The following is a 17,267-nucleotide window of genomic DNA, read 5'->3' as shown; positions in this document are numbered from 1 at the left end:
TCGCCCAGACCGCTGCCCCGGCCGCTGCGGCTGCCCCGGCTGCTGCCGCCACCGAAAAGAAGGCCGCTGATCCGGCCAAGAAGCCCGCCAAGAAGGTCAAGAAGGTGAAGAAGGCTGCTGCGGCCAAGAAGCCGGTGGCCTGATCGTCGACGGTACGGCGCGCCTGATCCTCCGATCATTCGCGCTGACAGCAACAAGCCCGGCCTGTGCCGGGCTTGTTGTTTTTGGGGGGGGCCGCGGCGGGACCCGATTGCTCGGCGGCCGTGCCCGAGGTTTTCAGTGCACCGGCATGGCGGTGTCTGCCAGGCGCTGCAACGCATCGGACTCCAGCACGCGTACGCCCGCGTCGGCGTCGGCCAATGCGGCGAGCAGGCCTGTGGCGACATGCTCGGCGCGGATCGGTCGCACGCGGCGCGGCGTGAACCAGGTCATCCAGGGGGTCAAGGTCTGCGCCAGCGCTTCGCCGAAGCGCGGTGCCTGGCCCAATGCAGCGCGGTCACCCAGCAGCAGCGAGGGTCGGGCGATCACCAGCGTGCGAAAGCCCAGGGCGATGAGCGCCTGCTCCATCTCGCCCTTGACGCGGTTGTAGAACACCGCAGACGCCGCATCCGCGCCCAGCGCCGAAATCACCGCGAAGCGCGTGGCATCGGCCGCGCGGGCCGCGCGTGCGAAGTCCAGCACGGCATCGAAGTCGACGGTGCGGAACGCGGCCTGCGAGCCGGCCGCCTTGATCGTGGTGCCGAGCGCGCAGATCGCGGTGTCGATCGGTGACAGGCGCGGCACCGCGCCGCCGGGCCAGGCGATGACCTGGGCATGTGGCAGCGAGGCCAGCGCGGGCGCCTGGCGGCGCAGCAGCAGGTGTAGCGCGCCGGTGCGGGGATCGGCCGCCAGTTGGCGGGCCAGTGCGCCGCCCACCAGGCCGCTCGCTCCGGCGATGGCGTAACGGCGTGAGGAACGTGAATCGGGCGCGGGCATGGGCCGATTGTGGCTGTGTCCCGCGCCCGGCCGCCGCCGGGACGTCCCAGGCCGCCTGAACTCCCGGACAAGGCAGGGCAAGCTGCCCAGGGGGCGGACGGTCAGCGCTTGGGTTGTGTCAGGCGCGGTCCGGCGGGCCGGGGGGCGCCATCGCGCCGGTCGTCGCGGCGGCCGCTGGGCTGGCCGTGCGGGGCCGGCTGCGTGGCATGGCCGGCGCCGACGCGGTCGTGCCGCGGTGCGGCGCTGCGGTTGGCGTTCTGGCCGGGATTGCCATCGCGCCGCGCGTCGCGCGCGGGCTTGGGCGGCGGGTTGCCGCGCGGCGCATCGCGCCGGTTGTCGTGGCGCGGCTCCGCACGACCACCGCCGCCACCCCCGCCATGGCGATGGCCACCACCACCGCCCCCACCGCCGGCATTGCGCCGCGTGCCGCCGACACCGATGGTCATGCGGCCCAGCACGATGGGCTCGGCCTTCTCGTGGGCCGGCGGCTCGAAGCCCGGCACCACCTCGCGCGGGATGCTGCGCTTGATGAGCTTTTCGATGTCGCGCAGGAAGATGTCCTCGTCGACGCAGACCAGCGAGATCGCCTCGCCCTGAGCGCCGGCGCGGCCGGTGCGGCCAATGCGGTGCACATAGTCTTCCGGCACGTTCGGCAGCTCGAAGTTCACCACGTGCGGCAGCTGGTCGATGTCGATGCCGCGCGCCGCGATGTCGGTGGCCACCAGCACCTGCAGGTCGCCGCTCTTGAACTCGGCCAGCGCCTTGGTGCGCGCGCCCTGGCTCTTGTTGCCGTGGATGGCCATCGCGGTGATGTCTTCCTTGTTCAGGTACTCGGCCAGGCGGTTCGCGCCATGCTTCATGCGCGTGAACACCAGCACCTGGTGCCAGTCGCCCTGGCGGATCAGGTGGGCCAGCAGCTCCTTCTTCTGTTCGCGGCCGACAGGGTGCATCTTCTGGTTGATCAAGTCGGCCGTGGCATTTCGCCGTGCCACTTCGATCAGCGCCGGGTTGTTCAGCAGCCGGTCGGCCAGGGTCTTGATCTCGTCGCTGAAGGTGGCGCTGAACAGCAGGCTCTGCTTCTTGGCCGGCAGCACCGCCAGCACCTTCTTGATGTCGTGGATGAAGCCCATGTCCAGCATGCGGTCGGCTTCGTCGAGCACGAAGATCTGCACCTGGCTCAGGTCCAGCGTGCCCTGCTGGTGGTGGTCGAGCAGGCGGCCGGGCGTGGCCACCAGGATGTCGACGCCGCGGCGCAGCTTGTCGACCTGCGGCTGCATGCCGACGCCGCCGAACATCACCATGGACGTCAGCGGCAGGTACTTGCCGTAGGTGCGCACGCTTTCTTCGACCTGCGCGGCAAGTTCGCGGGTGGGCGTGAGGATCAGCGCGCGGATCGCGACGCGGCCCTTGGCATCGCGCAGCGGCTTGACGGCGGCCAGCCGGTGCAGCATCGGCAGCGTGAAGCCGGCAGTCTTGCCGGTGCCGGTCTGGGCGCCGGCCAGCAGGTCGCCGCCTTGCAGCACCGCGGGAATGGCTTGCGCCTGGATGGGGGTGGGGGTGTCGTAGCCCTGTTCGTGCACGGCACGCAGGAGCGGCTCGGCCAGGCCGAGTTCGGTGAAGTTCATTCAGTGGAGCGCCCCGCTTCGAGGTGGGGCGTGTGCATCGGCCTGCTGCAGCATGGGTTGCATGTGCACCAGTCGGGAAGGCCAACAGGTCTTGGCGGGTCGGAAACGACTGCGGCAGCGTGACTGGTGGCGCTGCCGCATGCGGGATTGTAGCGGCTGGGCCCGCGGGGCCTATCGTCGGAACAACCGGGTGCATCAAGTTGTCGTGACGATCGCCGATAACCGACCGTAGGCCACCGGCGGCCCAGGCAACAACTCACCACGGCTGACATGAAGGCTTCGTCGCTGATTTCGCAACTCGTCCAGTGGTGGCGGCGTGAGTTTCACGTCTTCACCGCGCTCGACCGCGATTCGGCCGAAGTGCGTGCGCGCCACCTGCAGACCGTGACGCGGCTCACGCCGCTGATGGTGCTGGCCAACCTGCTGAACGCCGCGGTGGTGCTGTTCGCTTTCCGCGATAGCGGCTCGCTGCCGGTGCAACTGCTGTGGCTGGCAGCGCTGGTCGGCGTCTGCGGCATGGGCTTGCGCGCCTGGTGGGTGCGTCGCCGCGTGCCGGCGCAGCGGGTGTCGCCGCGTGCCATCCGTCACGCCACGATCGGCGCCAGCGCGCTGGCCACGCTGTGGGCGGTGATCGTGGTGGCCTGGTTTCCCGGCGCCACGCATGACCAGCAGCTGCTGCTGGCCTCGCTGATGCTGGGCATGATGTGCGGCGGCGCGTTCGCCCTGGCCGCCGTGCCCGGCGCGGCGCTGGCCTACATCGGTGTGCTCAGCGTGGCTGCGCAATGGGCGCTGGTGCAGAGCCAGGGCCCGTCGATCATTCATCTGCAGGGGCTGCTGCTGATCTATGCCGGCATCCTGATGATCAGCGTGCTGACCACGGCGCGGGTGTTCACGGCGCGGCTGCAGTCCGAGCGTGAAGCCGGGCGCCAGAAACAGCTGGTCAGCCTGCTGCTGCGCGATTTCGAGGAGCATGCGGCCGACGTGCTGTGGGAAGTGGGCGCGTCCGGGCTGCTGACGCATGTGTCGCCACGCCTGTCCTCGGCGCTGCGCCGTAGTGCCACGGCGCTGCAGGCCACTGGCCTGGTGGATGCGCTGCAACTGCGCAACAGCGGCCCCGAGGCGGAAAGCCACCTGGCCGCGCTGCGCAGCGCGTTGACGCTGGGCCAGGCCTTTCGCGATCTGGTGGTGCCGGTGCAGACCGCCGGCGGGCTGCGCTGGTGGTCGCTCTCGGCCAAGCCGCTGCTCGACGAACTGGGCCACGCCGCCGGCTGGCGCGGCGTGATTTCCGACGTGACGCAGGCGCGCGAGACCCATCGCCGGCTGGCCTACCTGGCGCACTTCGATTCACTCACCGGGCTGGCCAACCGGCTCGAATTGCGCGAACGCCTGGCGCGCATGATCGAACCCACGCCCGGGGCCGAGCCGGGAACCGGACGGCGCACCGCGCTGATGTGCCTGGACGTCGACCACTTCAAGGCCATCAACGACACGCTGGGTCACGCCGCCGGTGATGCCGTGCTGGCCGAGGTGGGCCGGCGCCTGCAATCCTGCCTGCGCCAGGACGACCTGGCCGCGCGCCTGGGCGGCGACGAGTTTGCGCTGGTCGTCACCGATGTGCAGGACGATGAGCTGGAGTCGCTGGCCCGCCGCCTGGTGCAGGTGCTGTGCCAGCCTTGCGATGTGGCGGGCCGCCAGGTGGCGCTGGGCATCAGCATCGGCATCGCCGTGGCGCCCGATCACGGCAACACGCTGGACGAGCTGATGGGCAACGCTGACCTGGCGCTGTATGCCGCCAAGGACGCCGGCCGCGGCCGCTACGAGATCTTCATGCCGCGCCTGGGCGACCGGCATCGCCGGCGCGTGGCCATCGAGCAGGCCCTGCGCGGCGCGGTCAACCGCAACGAGATGCATCTGCACTGGCAGCCGCGGGTCGACATCGGCAGCTGGCGCGTGGTCGGCGCCGAGGTGCTGCTGCGCTGGCAGCACCCGGAGCTGGGCCGCATTGCGCCGGATGAGTTCATCGGCATCGCCGAGGAGTCGGGCCTGATCGTCGAGATCGGCAGCTGGGTGATGGCGCGCGCCTGCGCCCATGCGGCGCAGATGGGGCCGCTGCTGGTGGTGTCGGTCAACGTCTCGCCGGCCCAGCTGCTGCGCGAAGACTTCGCGGCCGGCGTGCGCCGGGCGCTGGACGGCGCCGGGCTGCCGCCCGAACGCCTGGAGATCGAGGTCACCGAGTCGCTGTTCATGGATTCGTCGCCGCTGGCGCTGAAGAACCTGCATGCGCTGCGCGAGATGGGCGTGCGCATCGCGCTCGATGACTTCGGCACCGGCTATTCGTCGCTGGCCTACCTGCGCCGTTTCCCCTTCGACACGCTGAAGATCGACCGCGCCTTCGTGCGCGAGCTGATGACGCGGCACGATGCGCGCGCGATCGTCAAGACCATCATCGAACTGGCGATGACGCTGGGCATGAGCACGATCGCCGAAGGCGTCGAAGAACCGGCGCAACTGGTGCTGCTGCAGGAGGCCGGTTGCGGCTCGATCCAGGGCTTCATGGTCGCGCGGCCGATGCCTCGCGGCGACTTCCTGCGCCTGCTGGCCAACTGGACCGACAGGCCGGGCAGCATGCCCGCCCAACTGGACAGCGGCCGCCACGCGGCCTGAAGTGCTTGCGCCGGTTCCCGGCGACAATAGCGCGATAGCGCCCGCCGTCCTGGCGGCGCGCCTCCCCACCCTGAGACTCGAAGCGACCCCCGCCATGGCCCAGTACGTCTACACCATGAACCGCGTCGGCAAGATCGTGCCGCCGAAGCGCCAGATCCTGAAGGACATCTCCCTGTCCTTCTTCCCCGGGGCCAAGATCGGCATGCTGGGCCTGAACGGCTCGGGCAAGTCGACCTTGCTGAAGATCATGGCCGGCCTGGACAAGGACATCGAAGGTGAGGCTTACCCGATGCCCGACCTGAAGATCGGCTACCTGCCGCAGGAGCCGCAGATGGACCCGAACCAGACGGTGCGCCAAGCCGTCGAAGAAGGCATGGGCGGCGCACTGGCCGCGCAAAAGCGCTTGGACGAGGTCTATGCGGCCTACGGTGAACCGGATGCCGATTTCGACAAGCTCGCGGCGGAGCAGGCCGAACTGGAAGCCATCATTTCGGCGTCCGGCGGAGAGAACACCGACCACGTGATGGAGATCGCCGCCGACGCGCTGCGCCTGGCGCCCTGGGACGCGGTGATCGGCAAGCTGTCCGGTGGCGAAAAGCGCCGCGTCGCGCTGTGCCGGCTGCTGCTGTCCAAGCCTGACATGCTGCTGCTCGACGAGCCGACCAACCACCTGGACGCTGAATCGGTCGATTGGCTGGAACAGTTCCTGACCCGCTTCCCCGGCACCGTGGTGGCCATCACCCACGATCGCTACTTCCTCGACAACGCGGCTGAATGGATCCTCGAACTCGACCGCGGCCGCGGCATTCCGTACAAGGGCAACTACTCGACCTGGCTGGAGCAGAAAGAGCAGCGGCTGGAGCAGGAACAGCGCACCGAGGACGCCCGCACCAAGGCGATGAAGCAGGAGTTGGAATGGGTGCGCAAGAATGCCAAGGGCCGCCAGGCCAAGAGCAAGGCGCGCCTGGCCCGCTTCGAGGAACTGAGCGACGTCGACTACCAGAAGCGCAACGAGACGAATGAAATCTTCATCCCGGTCGGCGAGCGCCTGGGCAATGAAGTCATCGAATTCACCAATGTCTCGAAGAGCTTCGGGGACCGGCTGCTGATCGACAACCTGAGCTTCAAGGTGCCGGCCGGCGCCATCGTCGGCATCATCGGCCCGAACGGCGCCGGCAAGTCGACGATCTTCCGCATGATCCAGGGTGTCGAAAAGCCCGACTCGGGCGTCGTGGCGACCGGCAAGACCGCCAAGCTGGCCTTCGTCGACCAGAGCCGCGAAAGCCTGTCGGCCGACAAGACCGTCTGGCAGGACGTCTCGGGCGGGCTGGACAACATCATCGTCGGCAAGTTCGTGATGCCCTCGCGGGCCTACATCGGCCGCTTCAATTTCAAGGGCAACGACCAGCAGAAACTCGTCGGTTCGCTGTCCGGTGGTGAACGCGGCCGGCTGCACCTGGCCAAGACGCTGGCCCAGGGCGGCAACGTGCTGCTGCTGGACGAGCCGTCGAACGACCTGGACGTCGAAACGCTGCGGGCACTGGAAGACGCGCTGCTGGAATTCGCCGGCTCGATCATGGTCATCAGCCACGACCGCTGGTTCCTCGACCGCATCGCCACGCACATCCTGGCCTGCGAAGGCGATTCGCAGTGGTTCTTCTTCGACGGTAACTACCAGGAATACGAAGCCGAGAAGAAAAAGCGCCTCGGCGAAGAGGGTGCCAAGCCACACCGCCTGCGTTTCAAGGCGCTGAAGTAAGCGGCGTCTTGCGCCGGCGTTTGCGGATGTGAGAACGGTGACCGCGCGCTGCAGCGGTCACACCGCGTCACCAAGCTGAGCCCGCCGCCGGGAACCGCCCGTCGAAACTCCCTGTGCACGTGAAGAGGCACAGGGGGTGGCATGAGGGCAGGCAAACAAGGGCCGGCAAGACGGCCTGTTTTTGGCGTGGGTGCGCTGTTGCTGCTGGCGACGGCACTGCTGGTCGCCTGCGGCGGCGGCCAGGATGATTCGGCACAGCAGCCGGCGGCTGCGGATCAGCGCCGGCAAGCCCAGGCGGTAGCCGCGCCGGAAGCCGCGGCTTCGGCCGATGCCGACGCGGTGCGGCTGGCCAACCAGGCCAGCTTCGGCCCCACCGATGCGCTGCTGACGGAGATCCGCAGCAAGGGCGCCGCCACCTGGGTGCGTGACCAGATGGCCAGCAACACCGCGCGCTACACCAGCGGCGGCAGTGATGCGATCCACCGCAACACCAGCGAGACCGATTTTTGCAGCCTGCCGGCGCAATCCGGCAACCCGAACTGCTGGCGCGACTGGTACTCCAGCGAACCGCTGGTCTGGGATTTCTATCGCAACGCGCTCGGCAAGCCCGACCAGTTGCGCCAGCGCGTGGCCTTGGCGCTGCAGCAGACCGTGGTCATCAGCGAGCAGGAGATCAGCGGCACCTACGGCCTGCGCAACTACCACAACGCGCTGCTGGACAACGCCTTCGGCAATTACCGCACGGTGCTGAAGAAGGTGATCCTGTCGCCGCTGATGGGCGACTACCTGAACCATGTCAACAACGACAAGCTGGCGCCGAACGAGAACTTCGCGCGGGAGATGCTGCAGCTGTTCTCGCTGGGCACCTGCAAGCTCAACCGCAACGGCAGGCTCGCCGGCGGCAGCTGCAAGCCGGTGTACGACAACGACAAGGTGCGTGAATACGCCTATGCCCTGACCGGCTGGACCTATCCCGCCGGCGGCGCCACCGCCTGGGGCTGCTGGCCCACCGGCGCCAACTGCCAGTTCTATGGCGGCGACATGGTCGCCGCGCCGTCGCTGCACAACACCGAGGCGCGCACGCTGCTGTCCGGCGTCACAGTGCCCGCCGGCGCCACAGCACCGCAGGCGCTGGAGCTGGTGCTCGACAGCGTGATGAACCACGCCAACGTCGGCCCCTTCATCGGCCAGCGGCTGATCCAGCACCTGGTGATGAGCAACCCGCCGCCGGCCTACATCGACCGTGTGGCGCTGGCCTTCAACGCCGGCCGCTACACCGCCGCCAACGGCCTGGTCTTCGGCGCCGGCCAGAAGGGCGACCTGGCCGCCACCGTCGCTGCCGTGCTGCTGGACAGCGAGGCACGCGCCGATCGCCTGCGCCGCTACGGTGGCTCGCTGCGCGCGCCGGTGCTGCTGTTCACCGGTGTGCTGCGCGCGCTGGAGGGTCACACCGATGGCGACCCCTTCGGCTGGTGGTGGGGCGAGACGCTGCGCATGCACCTGTTCCGCCCGCCCTCGGTGTTCAATTTCTACCCGCCGAACTACCCGGTGGCCGGCACCACGCTGGTTGGCCCGGAGTTCGGCATCCACAATGCCAACACCGCATTGGAGCGGCTGAACTACCTGACCTACCTGCTGGACTGGAACGGCTCGGAGCCCAATGCCAGTATTCCGAACCCCACCGGCACCGGCGTCAACCTGGCGCGCTGGGAAGCAATGGCCGACAACCCGGCGACGCTGGTGGACACCCTGTCGTTGCTGGCGCTGGGCCGCAAGCTGGCCGCCACGCCGCGCACGCAGGTGATCAATGCCGTGGCCTGGTGGACACCGCAGACCGACTCGACGAACTGGAAACGCAACCGGGCGCGGGCCGCGGCCTACCTGGTCTTCGCTTCTCCGGACTACCAGGTGCAACGCTGATGACGCACGATCTCCACTCCGAAGGCCTGAATCGCCGGCGCTGGTTGAAGAAGACCGCGGCGCTGCTGGCCGGCAGCGGCCTGGCCGGCGGCCTGAGCTTGAGCACACGTTTCGCACAGGCGGCCGACTACAAGGCGCTGGTGTGCATCTTCCTGTACGGCGGCAACGACGGCATGAATATGCTCGTGCCCACCGACACCACGCGCTACAACCAGTACGCCGGCGTGCGCAGCGCGCTGGCGCTGCCGCGCCAGAGCCTGGTCGGGCTGGGCAGCAGCGGCTACGGTCTGCACCCGGCGATGGCGGCCCTGGCGCCGCACTGGAACCAGGGCACGCTGGCGCCGGTGTTCAATGTCGGTCCGCTGGCCGCGCCATTGACCAAGGCGCAGTACCTGGCGGAGCCTGAAGGCTCGCCGCTGATCCCGGACAACCTGTTCTCGCATTCCGACCAGCAGATCCTCTGGGAATGTGCCGGTACCGACGCGCTGGCCCGCACCGGCTGGGGCGGGCGCGCGTCCAGCACGCTGGCCACCACCAACCCGGTGATCTCGGTCGGCGGCAACGGCCACTTCGGTGTCGAGGACCTGCGCACGCCGCTGGTGCTGCCCGGCCCGGGTTCCGGTTTTGGCGCTTATGGCCTGCGGCCCGAGGACACCACCTGGGAGCCGAACCGGCTGCGCAAGCTGGCGATCGATGCGCTGTATGCGCAGGCCCAGACAGTGGACCTGGCCACGGCTTATGCGGGTCAGCAGGCCGGGGCCTTCGAGATCTCGCAGCGCCTGTCGGGCCTGGTCGCGACGATGCCTGGCGATGCGCAGGCCGTGCCGGCGATCGACGCAGCCTTTGCCGGGCTGGTCCAGGACGGCTACTTCAGCAGCCAGCTCGCCGCGCAGCTGTACCAGGTGGCCAAGCTGATCCATGGCCACGGCACGGTGCAAGGCGACAGGCAGATCTTCTTCGCGCAGATGGGCGGCTTCGACACCCACAGCGGCCAGGCCTATTCGGGCGATGCCGCGAGTGGCGAGCATGCCGTGCTGCTGAAACAGCTGGCCGACGCACTGGCGGCCTTCCAGACGGCGCTGCAGGGCATTGCCATGGCCCAGCAGGTGACCAGCTTCACGCAAGCCGACTTCGGCCGCACCTTTGCGCCGAACTCCAGCACGGGCACCGACCATGCCTGGGGCAATCACCAGCTGGTGCTGGGCGGCGCCGTCAAGGGTGGCCTGACCTACGGCAGCTACCCGACGCTGGTGCTGGGCGGGCCGGACGATGTCGGCGTCGAGGATTGGGAGCTGCAAGGCCGCTGGATCCCGACCAGCGCGGTCGACCAGTACGCCGCGACGCTGCTGTCCTGGTTCGGTGCCACCGACGCGCAACTCAACGCGGCGCTGCCGAACCTGGCGAACTTCGGCAGCCGGCGCACGCTGGGCTTCCTGTAGCCGCCCAGACCGGCCGGCCGCTCGGTCAAGCCGTGGCCAGCTCCTCTTTCAGCGCTCGACCCTCGGCCCGCTTGGCCAGGGTGGCGGCGCGCTGATAGGCCAGTTCGGCCTTCTCGCGCATCACGACCGCCTTGGCCAGCGCTTGCCTGAAGCGGTCCTCGGTGTAGGTGTTCTCGGAGCCGATGTAGATGCTGGCGCGGCGCGGCTTGTCGCCGAAGCGCGGTATCGACACCAGCAGGCAGCAGTAGCGCGTCTTGCTGCCGGCGCGCGAGCGCACCAGCGGGCCGGAGATGCCGACCGGCAGGTCGCTGGTCTTGCTGGCATTCGGCTCGCGCTGCAGGCCCGACGGCGCGGGCAGGCGCGCAATGCGGCGCAGCAGTTCGGCCGTGGCCCGGGACAGCGCTTCGGCAGAGCCGCCTTCTTCGGCCGGCAGATCGGAGAACAGCTTGGTCTCGCCGCAGTAGCGCAGTTGCCAGCCGTGGGTGGAGAGGTGGTCGATTCGCTGGATGCCCTGGGGCACGGAGAACTGTTCTCCTGAATCGGGGATGACGACGTCTCTGAACTTCATGTCGGAAACCCTGAAGGGTGAGACTCCCTGTGTTTGTTGTTATGAACTGCGCCCTGCCGCGTGCACGTGGCCCGCGCCCGGAGCCGGCATTGTCGCCCCATCGAGGGTATGACCTCACAATCCAGGGGCTTCCACCCCTGGCTGCGCCGCACCCGGTGCAACCCTGAGGAACCCGCCACCGGTCCTGGGCCTCCACCCCTTCTTGTGCGGTCGCCCGCCCTTTGCCTGCTCCCAAGCCATCATGCCCATTGCCCAGACCCTGTTTCCGCTTCGCCTGGTGAGCTTGGCTGCGCTGGCGGTCCTGGCGGCCTGTACCACGCCGCCGACCACACCCAGCGCAGCCCCCGGGCCGGCGACACCCGCTGCTGGCCCCACCGCGAGGGCTGCGTCGAGCCCGAGCCTTGCGGTGCGACCGCCAGCCGCCGCCGCTTCCGGCCCCACCATCGGCGCAACCCCGCCGCAGCCCGGCCAGCCGGCGCCGTTTGCGCTGGTCATCAAGGACGCGAAGAAGACCGATGGCCTGTTTCCGGTCTGGCGCAAGGACGAGAAGGTCTGGTTCGAGCTGAAGCCGTCCGACTTCGACAAGCCGATGTTCCTGTCGCCCAAGCTGGCCAGCGGCATCGGCGAGTCGCGCATCTTCGCCGGCACGATGACGCGGCCGCATGTGGTGGCCTTGCGCCGGGTGCACAACCAGGTGCAGCTGCTGGCGCTGAACACCGCATTCATCGCCAAGAGCGGCACGCCCGAGGCGCGGGCGGTGGCCAGTTCGTATTCACCCAGCCTGCTGGCCAGCACGGCGGTGGCCAGCCTGCCGCATCCCGAGCGGCAGACCGTGCTGGTCGATGCCGGCCCGCTGTTCGTCAACGACATGACGGGGGTCGGCGCCCAACTGCAGCGGGCCTATCGCCAGGGGTATGGCCTGGACGGCCGCAACTCCGCCGTCACGGCGGTGCGTGGCACGCCCGACATGCTGGTGCTGGACGTGATGAACCACTACGCCACCAGCAACATCGCGCTGCCGCAGGCCGGGGCGCCCCCCGGGGCCCCGGTGCCCAGCGTGCCGCGCAGCCTGCCCGATCCGCGCAGCCTGTTCATCAACCTGCATTACTCGCTGGCCAAGCTGCCCGAGCAGCCGATGGCGCCGCGCCGGGCCGACCCGCGCATCGGCCATTTCGTGCAGGCGCAGAATGACTTCGGCGACGACCTGGCGCGCACGCCGCGTGTGCGCCACATCAACCGCTGGCGGCTGGAGAAGAAGGATCCGGCGGCCGAGTTGTCGGAGCCGGTCAAGCCCATCACCTACTGGATCGACCGCAGCGTGCCGCTGAAGTACCGCGAGGCCATCAGCGCGGGCATCCTGGAATGGAACAAGGCCTTCGAGCGCATCGGCTTCAAGAATGCCATCGTCGTCCGGGTGCAGCCGGATGACGCCAGCTTCGACACGCTGGACTTTGGCATCGCCTCGGTGCGCTGGCTGGTCAACAGCCAGCCCTCGTTCGGCGCCACCGGCCCCAGTCATGTCGACCCGCGCACCGGCGAGATCCTCGATGCCGACATCAGCCTCGAGAGCCTGTCCTCACGCAACATCCGCAACTACCGCGCGCGCATCTCGGGTGAAGCCGCGCAGGAAACCTGGGCCCGGCTGCTGCAGACCGGCACGGCCCGCAGCGCCGCCGCCGGCATCCTGGCCCCGGCCGGCCTGCCGGGCCACGACCCGTACTTCTGCGACCACGCCGACGCCGCCGGCGAGCAGCTGGACTATGGCCTGGACGTGCTGGCCGCGCGCGGCGAGATCGAACCCGACAGCCCGCAGGCCCATCAGTTCACGCTGGATTACCTGAAGGAGCTGATGGTCCACGAGGTCGGCCACACGCTGGGCCTGCGCCACAACTTCCGCGCCTCGCGCATCTACACCGACCAGCAAGTCGCCGACCCGGAATTCACCCGCACGCATGGCCTGGGCGGCTCGGTGATGGAGTACACGCCGATCAACCTGCCGCTGCCCGGCGCGGCGCGGCCGCAGGCCTTCCAGACTGTGCTCGGCCCCTACGATTACTGGGCCATCGAATACGCCTACAAGCCGCTGCCGGCGCAGCAGGAGGCGGCCGAGTTGTCGCGCATCGCCGCGCGCAGCGGCGAGCCCGAACTGGCTTACGGCACCGATGAAGACAACTTCATCGGCATCGACCCCGATTCGCTGCAGAACGACCTCGGCCGCGACCCCATCGCCTTTGCCCGCAAGCGTTTCGAGATTGCGCAGGACCTGTTCAAGCGCCAGGAAACCCGCACGCTGTCGGCCGACCAGGACTATGGCGCGCTGCGCCGGGCGCTGGGCTACGCGCTGCGGGATGCCGGCCGCGCGGCCGGCTCGCTGCTGCGCCAGATCGGCGGCGTGCGCACGCTGCGCGACTACCCCAACACCGGCCGCGACCCGATGCAGCCGGTGCCTGCGGCCGAGCAGCGCCTGGCGTTGGACACGCTGGCGCGTCACCTGCTGTCGGCCGACAGCCTGGTGATCTCGCCGGCGCTGCAGCGCCGCCTGGCGCCGGACTACCTGGAGCGCGCCGATTCCGTGCTGTTCGGCGACGACGCGGTGCCCACCGACTACCCGCTGGCCCAGGCGGTGCACGAGTTGCGCCGCGCGCTGCTGACCCAGCTGATGAGCGACAGCCTGGCCAGCCGCGTGCTCGACAGCGAAGCCAAGGCACCGCGCCTGGCCGAGGCCTTTCGCTTAAGCGAGCTATACCGCCGGCTGGAGGCCGATGTCTGGAGCGAACTCGCCGGCAAGGGCGACATCCCGGCGGCGCGGCGTGAATTGCAGCGCGAGCACCTGGGCCGCCTGGCCGGCGCGGTGCTGCGCCCCGCCGGCGTCTCGCGGGCCGATGCGCGCAGCCAGCTGCGCAGCCAGGCCGCTGACCTGGCGCAGCGCATCGAACAGGCCGCACGCCGGGCCGGCCTGGGCGAAGAGGCGCGGCTGCACCTGAAGGACAGCGCCGAGACCTTGCGCGCCGCGCTGGCGGCGCCCCTGACGCGCAGCGGCATCTGACCCGTGGCCACGCCAGCCGCCTCCGATCCATGGTCGCGCGCAACGGCATCTGAGCTCTCGTGAAACTGCTGCCGGGTGTGAACGCCTGCTGACCGCCGGCCGGCACCCGCCGGCCGTCGTTCGTCGCAACAGCGCCGCCGACGGCTTGGTGACGACGCCGCGGGCAGTTATCGTGCGGCCTCCATGGCCATCGACATCCCGCCCGTGCCCAGCACTTCCCGCCCCGCCGGCGGCTGGACCCGCTACCTGCGCACGCTGAACCACGGCAAGGTCGGCTGGACCATCGGCTTCGCGCTCGCTGTCGCGATCCTGCTGAACCCGATCTTCTCGCCGCCGTTCCTGGTGGTGCTGGGCCGCACGATGTTCGTCGCGCTGGTGCTGCTGCTGGCCTTCACCGCCGCCGGCAACTGGCCTCAGAAGCTGCTGCCGCGCTGGCTGATGCAGACGCTGGCGGTGGCGCTGGCCGCGCCGGTGGCCACGCTGGGCGTCTACCTGGTCGCCACCGGTGGCGATGTGCTGGCGATCCTGCAGCACCCGGGCCGGGTGTCGGGTTTCATCTGGATTTCCGGCAGCGCGCTGATCATCGGCCTGGTGCTGGCGCTGGGTGCGCAGGTGCGCGAGCGCGACGCCCAGGCGCGTTCGCTGCAGCTGCAGTTCGAGCTGGACCGCGCGCAGCTGGAAAAGCAGGCCGTCGATGCCCGCCTGGCGCTGCTGACGGCACAGATCGAGCCGCACTTCCTGTTCAACACGCTGGCCAATGTGCAGGCCCTGGTGGAAACCGGCTCGCCGCGGGCCGCCGAGGTGTTGAAGAGCCTGATTGCCTATTTGCGCGCGGCCTTGCCCAAGCTGCATGAGTCCGGCGCCTCGGGCGGCATGCCGGCGCTGGTCAACGAGGTGACGCTGGTGCGCTCCTACCTGGAGCTGATGCACCTGCGCATGCCAGACCGGCTGCAGTTCTCGGTGGAGGTGCCACCCGAGTTGCTGAGCCTGCGCTTCCCGCCGATGGCACTGCTGACGCTGGTGGAGAACGCCGTGCGCCATGGCATCGACCCGGGCGAGGAGGGCGGCCGCATCGAGGTCGGTGGCCGGCAGGAGGCCGATGGCAGCCTGCGCCTGTGGGTGGCTGACACGGGGGTGGGCCTGGCCGACAATGCAGCGCCCGGCACCGGCCTGGCCAATCTGCGTGCGCGGCTGGCCAGTGTGTTCGGCGCGGCGGCACGGCTGGAGTTGAGCGAGCAGCCGCCGCACGGCGTGCGGGCCGAGATCGTGTTGCCGAAACCGGAAGAAAGTTGATGAGTCGCCCCACTGCGCTGATCGCCGACGACGAACCGCTGCTGCGCGACCACCTGCAGGCCCACCTGGCCCGCCTGTGGCCCGAGCTGGAAGTGGTCGCCCACGCCCGCAACGGCCGCGAAGCGGTGGAGATGTTCGAGCGTGAACAGCCGCAGGTGGTGTTCCTCGACGTGCACATGCCCGGCATGAACGGCGTCGAAGCGGCGCGGGCGATTGCCCGGCGCGCGATCACCGTTTTCGTCACCGCCTACGAGCAGTACGCGGTGCAGGCCTTCGAGCAGGGCGCGATCGACTATCTGGTCAAGCCCTTCGATGAAGCGCGCCTGGCCGACACCGTGCAGCGCCTGAAAGAGCGACTGGCCGACGCCGCCGCCGCGCCCGCCCCCGGCGTCGCGGCCAGCGCGGGCAGCCATGGTGCGGCGGGCGACACGCCGGACCGCATCGAAGCCGTGCTGGACCGGCTGGCCACGCAGTTGCGCCACCAGGCCACGGGCAAACCCTGGCTGCAGTGGATCAAGGCTTCGGTGGGCACTGCGGTGCGGCTGATCCCGGTGGAGCAGGTGGTCTACCTGCGCTCCGATGAAAAGTACACGCTGGTCGTCTGGGAAGGCGGCGAGGCGCTGATCCGCAAGCCGATCCGCGAACTGATCGACGAGCTGGATCCCGAGCTCTTCGTGCAGGTGCACCGCTCGGTCATCGTCAACCTGCGGCATGTGGCCCAGGTCACCCGGGGTGCCAACGAAACCGCCGACGTGCAGCTCAAGGGCCGCAGCGAGACGCTGCCGGTGAGCCGCAGCTACCTGCACCTGTTCCGGCAGATGTAGCCGCGGCTGGCCTCGGGCCAGCGCCGAGCCGCAACCAAGCGGCTGGCATCGATTGCGCAGGAGTTGACAGGGCGGCCATCGGGAGATGGCTGACGGCGTGTCAGGGAAACCTCAACTGTGGGCAGATGCAGCCGATATTCCAGCGATCGGCCTGGTACGCCGCTTTTCACAATCTGTTTCGCCCCGCTGTCCCACCGAGCTCCCAAAAAGGGTCGTGCACCATGATGTCCAAATTCACCTCTTCCATCGGGACCCGCCTGAGCCTCGGCTTCGGCGCCTTGCTCGTGCTCCTGGTGCTGGTGGCCGGTTTCTCGGCCATCACCACGCAGCGGCTGGGTGACCAGGTCCACCAGATCGTCGATATCAACAACGAGCGCTCGGCGCTGGCCTACCGCATGCTCGACAGCATGAGCGCGATGGCGATCCAGGCGCGTTCGATCACCTTGCTGACAGATGCGAAGGAGATCGAGGCAGAACTGAAGCAGTTCGAAAAATCGAAGGCCGCCTACCAGAAGTCGGAGAAGGCGCTGGTCGCGATCATGGCCGATGCCGATGCGGCCGAGCGCAAGGTGGCTGACGAGATCGTCGCCGCCGCCGCCAAGACGATTCCGCTGATCTCGCAGGCGGCCAAGCAGGGCCAGGAGGGCGCGAACATCGATGCCACGATGACCTTGTCGCTGCAGGTGCGGCCGGGCGAAGTGGTGTGGCGCAAGAAGATCGACGAACTGATCGACATCCAGGCCAAGCAGAACGCCGAAACCGCCGCGGCCGCGACCAGCGGTACGCGCCACGCGCTGCTGATCGAGGCTGTGCTGGTGGCTGCGGCCATCGCCATCGGCGTGATCGTCGCGTGGCGCATCACCCGCGGCATCAAGGGGCCGATCGAGCGTGCGGTGCGCGTGGCCGAGCGCATTGCCGAGGGCAACCTGGGCAACACGGTGGAACAAGGCGGCAACGACGAGATCGGCCGCCTGCTGCACGCCATTGCCGGCATGCAGGAGCGGCTGCGTGGGCTGGTGGGCGAGATCCGCCAGACGGCCGACAGCATTCAGGTGGCCAGCGCCGAAGTGGCGACCGGCAACCAGGACCTGAGCCAGCGCACCGAACAAGCGGCCAGCAACCTGCAGCAGACCGCGAGCTCGATGGAGCAGCTC

Annotated in this window: 11 protein-coding genes; 8 read left to right on the top strand and 3 right to left on the bottom strand. The window is 69.1% G+C overall.

Going from position 1 to position 17,267, the window contains the following annotated elements:
* Nucleotides 1-276: 276 nt before the first annotated feature.
* A complete protein-coding gene (locus tag VLK61_RS17155) occupies nucleotides 277-975 on the bottom strand; it encodes a hypothetical protein (protein ID WP_325422831.1) in 699 nt (232 codons plus the stop codon).
* Between the two features lie 101 nt (nucleotides 976-1,076).
* On the bottom strand, nucleotides 1,077-2,600 hold the full coding sequence (locus VLK61_RS17150) for a DEAD/DEAH box helicase (protein WP_325422830.1): 1,524 nt from the start codon (nucleotides 2,598-2,600) through the stop codon (nucleotides 1,077-1,079).
* 270 nt (nucleotides 2,601-2,870) lie between these two features.
* Between VLK61_RS17150 and VLK61_RS17145 the strand changes: the two genes are divergently transcribed.
* The 4 genes from VLK61_RS17145 to VLK61_RS17130 all read left to right on the top strand — a co-directional run bounded on the left by VLK61_RS17145 (nucleotide 2,871) and on the right by VLK61_RS17130 (nucleotide 10,382).
* Nucleotides 2,871-5,264: a putative bifunctional diguanylate cyclase/phosphodiesterase gene (locus VLK61_RS17145; RefSeq protein WP_325422829.1), complete on the top strand. Its 2,394-nt coding sequence runs from the start codon at nucleotides 2,871-2,873 to the stop codon at nucleotides 5,262-5,264.
* Between the two features lie 94 nt (nucleotides 5,265-5,358).
* Nucleotides 5,359-7,023, top strand: coding sequence for an energy-dependent translational throttle protein EttA (gene ettA / locus VLK61_RS17140; protein ID WP_325422828.1), 1,665 nt, complete (start codon nucleotides 5,359-5,361; stop codon nucleotides 7,021-7,023).
* Between the two features lie 186 nt (nucleotides 7,024-7,209).
* Nucleotides 7,210-8,943 carry a DUF1800 domain-containing protein gene (locus VLK61_RS17135; protein WP_325422827.1) on the top strand — a complete coding sequence of 578 codons (1,734 nt, stop codon included), beginning with the start codon at nucleotides 7,210-7,212 and terminating at the stop codon, nucleotides 8,941-8,943.
* Complete coding sequence (locus VLK61_RS17130; RefSeq protein WP_325422826.1) at nucleotides 8,943-10,382, top strand: DUF1501 domain-containing protein; 1,440 nt, start codon at nucleotides 8,943-8,945, stop codon at nucleotides 10,380-10,382. Before VLK61_RS17135 ends, VLK61_RS17130 begins: the two co-directional genes overlap by 1 nt.
* Nucleotides 10,383-10,407: 25 nt before the next feature.
* Here VLK61_RS17130 and VLK61_RS17125 read toward each other — a convergent pair whose 3' ends face one another.
* The gene (locus VLK61_RS17125; RefSeq protein WP_325422825.1) at nucleotides 10,408-10,950 is read right to left on the bottom strand and encodes a hypothetical protein; all 543 of its coding nucleotides are present in this window, start codon (nucleotides 10,948-10,950) and stop codon (nucleotides 10,408-10,410) included.
* Between the two features lie 406 nt (nucleotides 10,951-11,356).
* Here VLK61_RS17125 and VLK61_RS17120 point away from each other — a divergent pair, with 406 nt between their 5' ends.
* From VLK61_RS17120 to VLK61_RS17105, 4 genes are all read left to right on the top strand, one after another.
* On the top strand, nucleotides 11,357-13,996 hold the full coding sequence (locus VLK61_RS17120; protein WP_325422824.1) for a zinc-dependent metalloprotease: 2,640 nt from the start codon (nucleotides 11,357-11,359) through the stop codon (nucleotides 13,994-13,996).
* A gap of 204 nt (nucleotides 13,997-14,200) precedes the next feature.
* Nucleotides 14,201-15,289, top strand: a complete 1,089-nt coding sequence (locus VLK61_RS17115; RefSeq protein ID WP_325422823.1) for a sensor histidine kinase — start codon at nucleotides 14,201-14,203, stop codon at nucleotides 15,287-15,289.
* A complete protein-coding gene (locus VLK61_RS17110) occupies nucleotides 15,289-16,113 on the top strand; it encodes a LytR/AlgR family response regulator transcription factor (protein ID WP_325422822.1) in 825 nt (274 codons plus the stop codon). Before VLK61_RS17115 ends, VLK61_RS17110 begins: the two co-directional genes overlap by 1 nt.
* A 221-nt stretch (nucleotides 16,114-16,334) precedes the next feature.
* Nucleotides 16,335-17,267: methyl-accepting chemotaxis protein (locus tag VLK61_RS17105; RefSeq protein ID WP_325422821.1), on the top strand; the 933-nt coding region annotated here is incomplete at its 3' end.

The sequence above is a fragment of the Aquabacterium sp. genome (assembly GCF_035476535.1).
GTDB lineage: Bacteria > Pseudomonadota > Gammaproteobacteria > Burkholderiales > Burkholderiaceae_C > Pseudaquabacterium.
This window is presented reverse-complemented; position numbering and strand designations above follow the sequence as displayed.

What these genes read in the sequence shown, in the direction of transcription:
- VLK61_RS17155 (WP_325422831.1), bottom strand. Translation starts at nt 975, where the DNA reads ATGCCCGCGCCCGATTCACGTTCCTCACGCCGTTACGCCATCGCCGGA.
- VLK61_RS17150 (WP_325422830.1), bottom strand. Translation starts at nt 2,600, where the DNA reads ATGAACTTCACCGAACTCGGCCTGGCCGAGCCGCTCCTGCGTGCCGTG.
- VLK61_RS17145 (WP_325422829.1), top strand. Translation starts at nt 2,871, where the DNA reads ATGAAGGCTTCGTCGCTGATTTCGCAACTCGTCCAGTGGTGGCGGCGT.
- ettA (WP_325422828.1), top strand. Translation starts at nt 5,359, where the DNA reads ATGGCCCAGTACGTCTACACCATGAACCGCGTCGGCAAGATCGTGCCG.
- VLK61_RS17130 (WP_325422826.1), top strand. Translation starts at nt 8,943, where the DNA reads ATGACGCACGATCTCCACTCCGAAGGCCTGAATCGCCGGCGCTGGTTG.
- VLK61_RS17125 (WP_325422825.1), bottom strand. Translation starts at nt 10,950, where the DNA reads ATGAAGTTCAGAGACGTCGTCATCCCCGATTCAGGAGAACAGTTCTCC.
- VLK61_RS17110 (WP_325422822.1), top strand. Translation starts at nt 15,289, where the DNA reads ATGAGTCGCCCCACTGCGCTGATCGCCGACGACGAACCGCTGCTGCGC.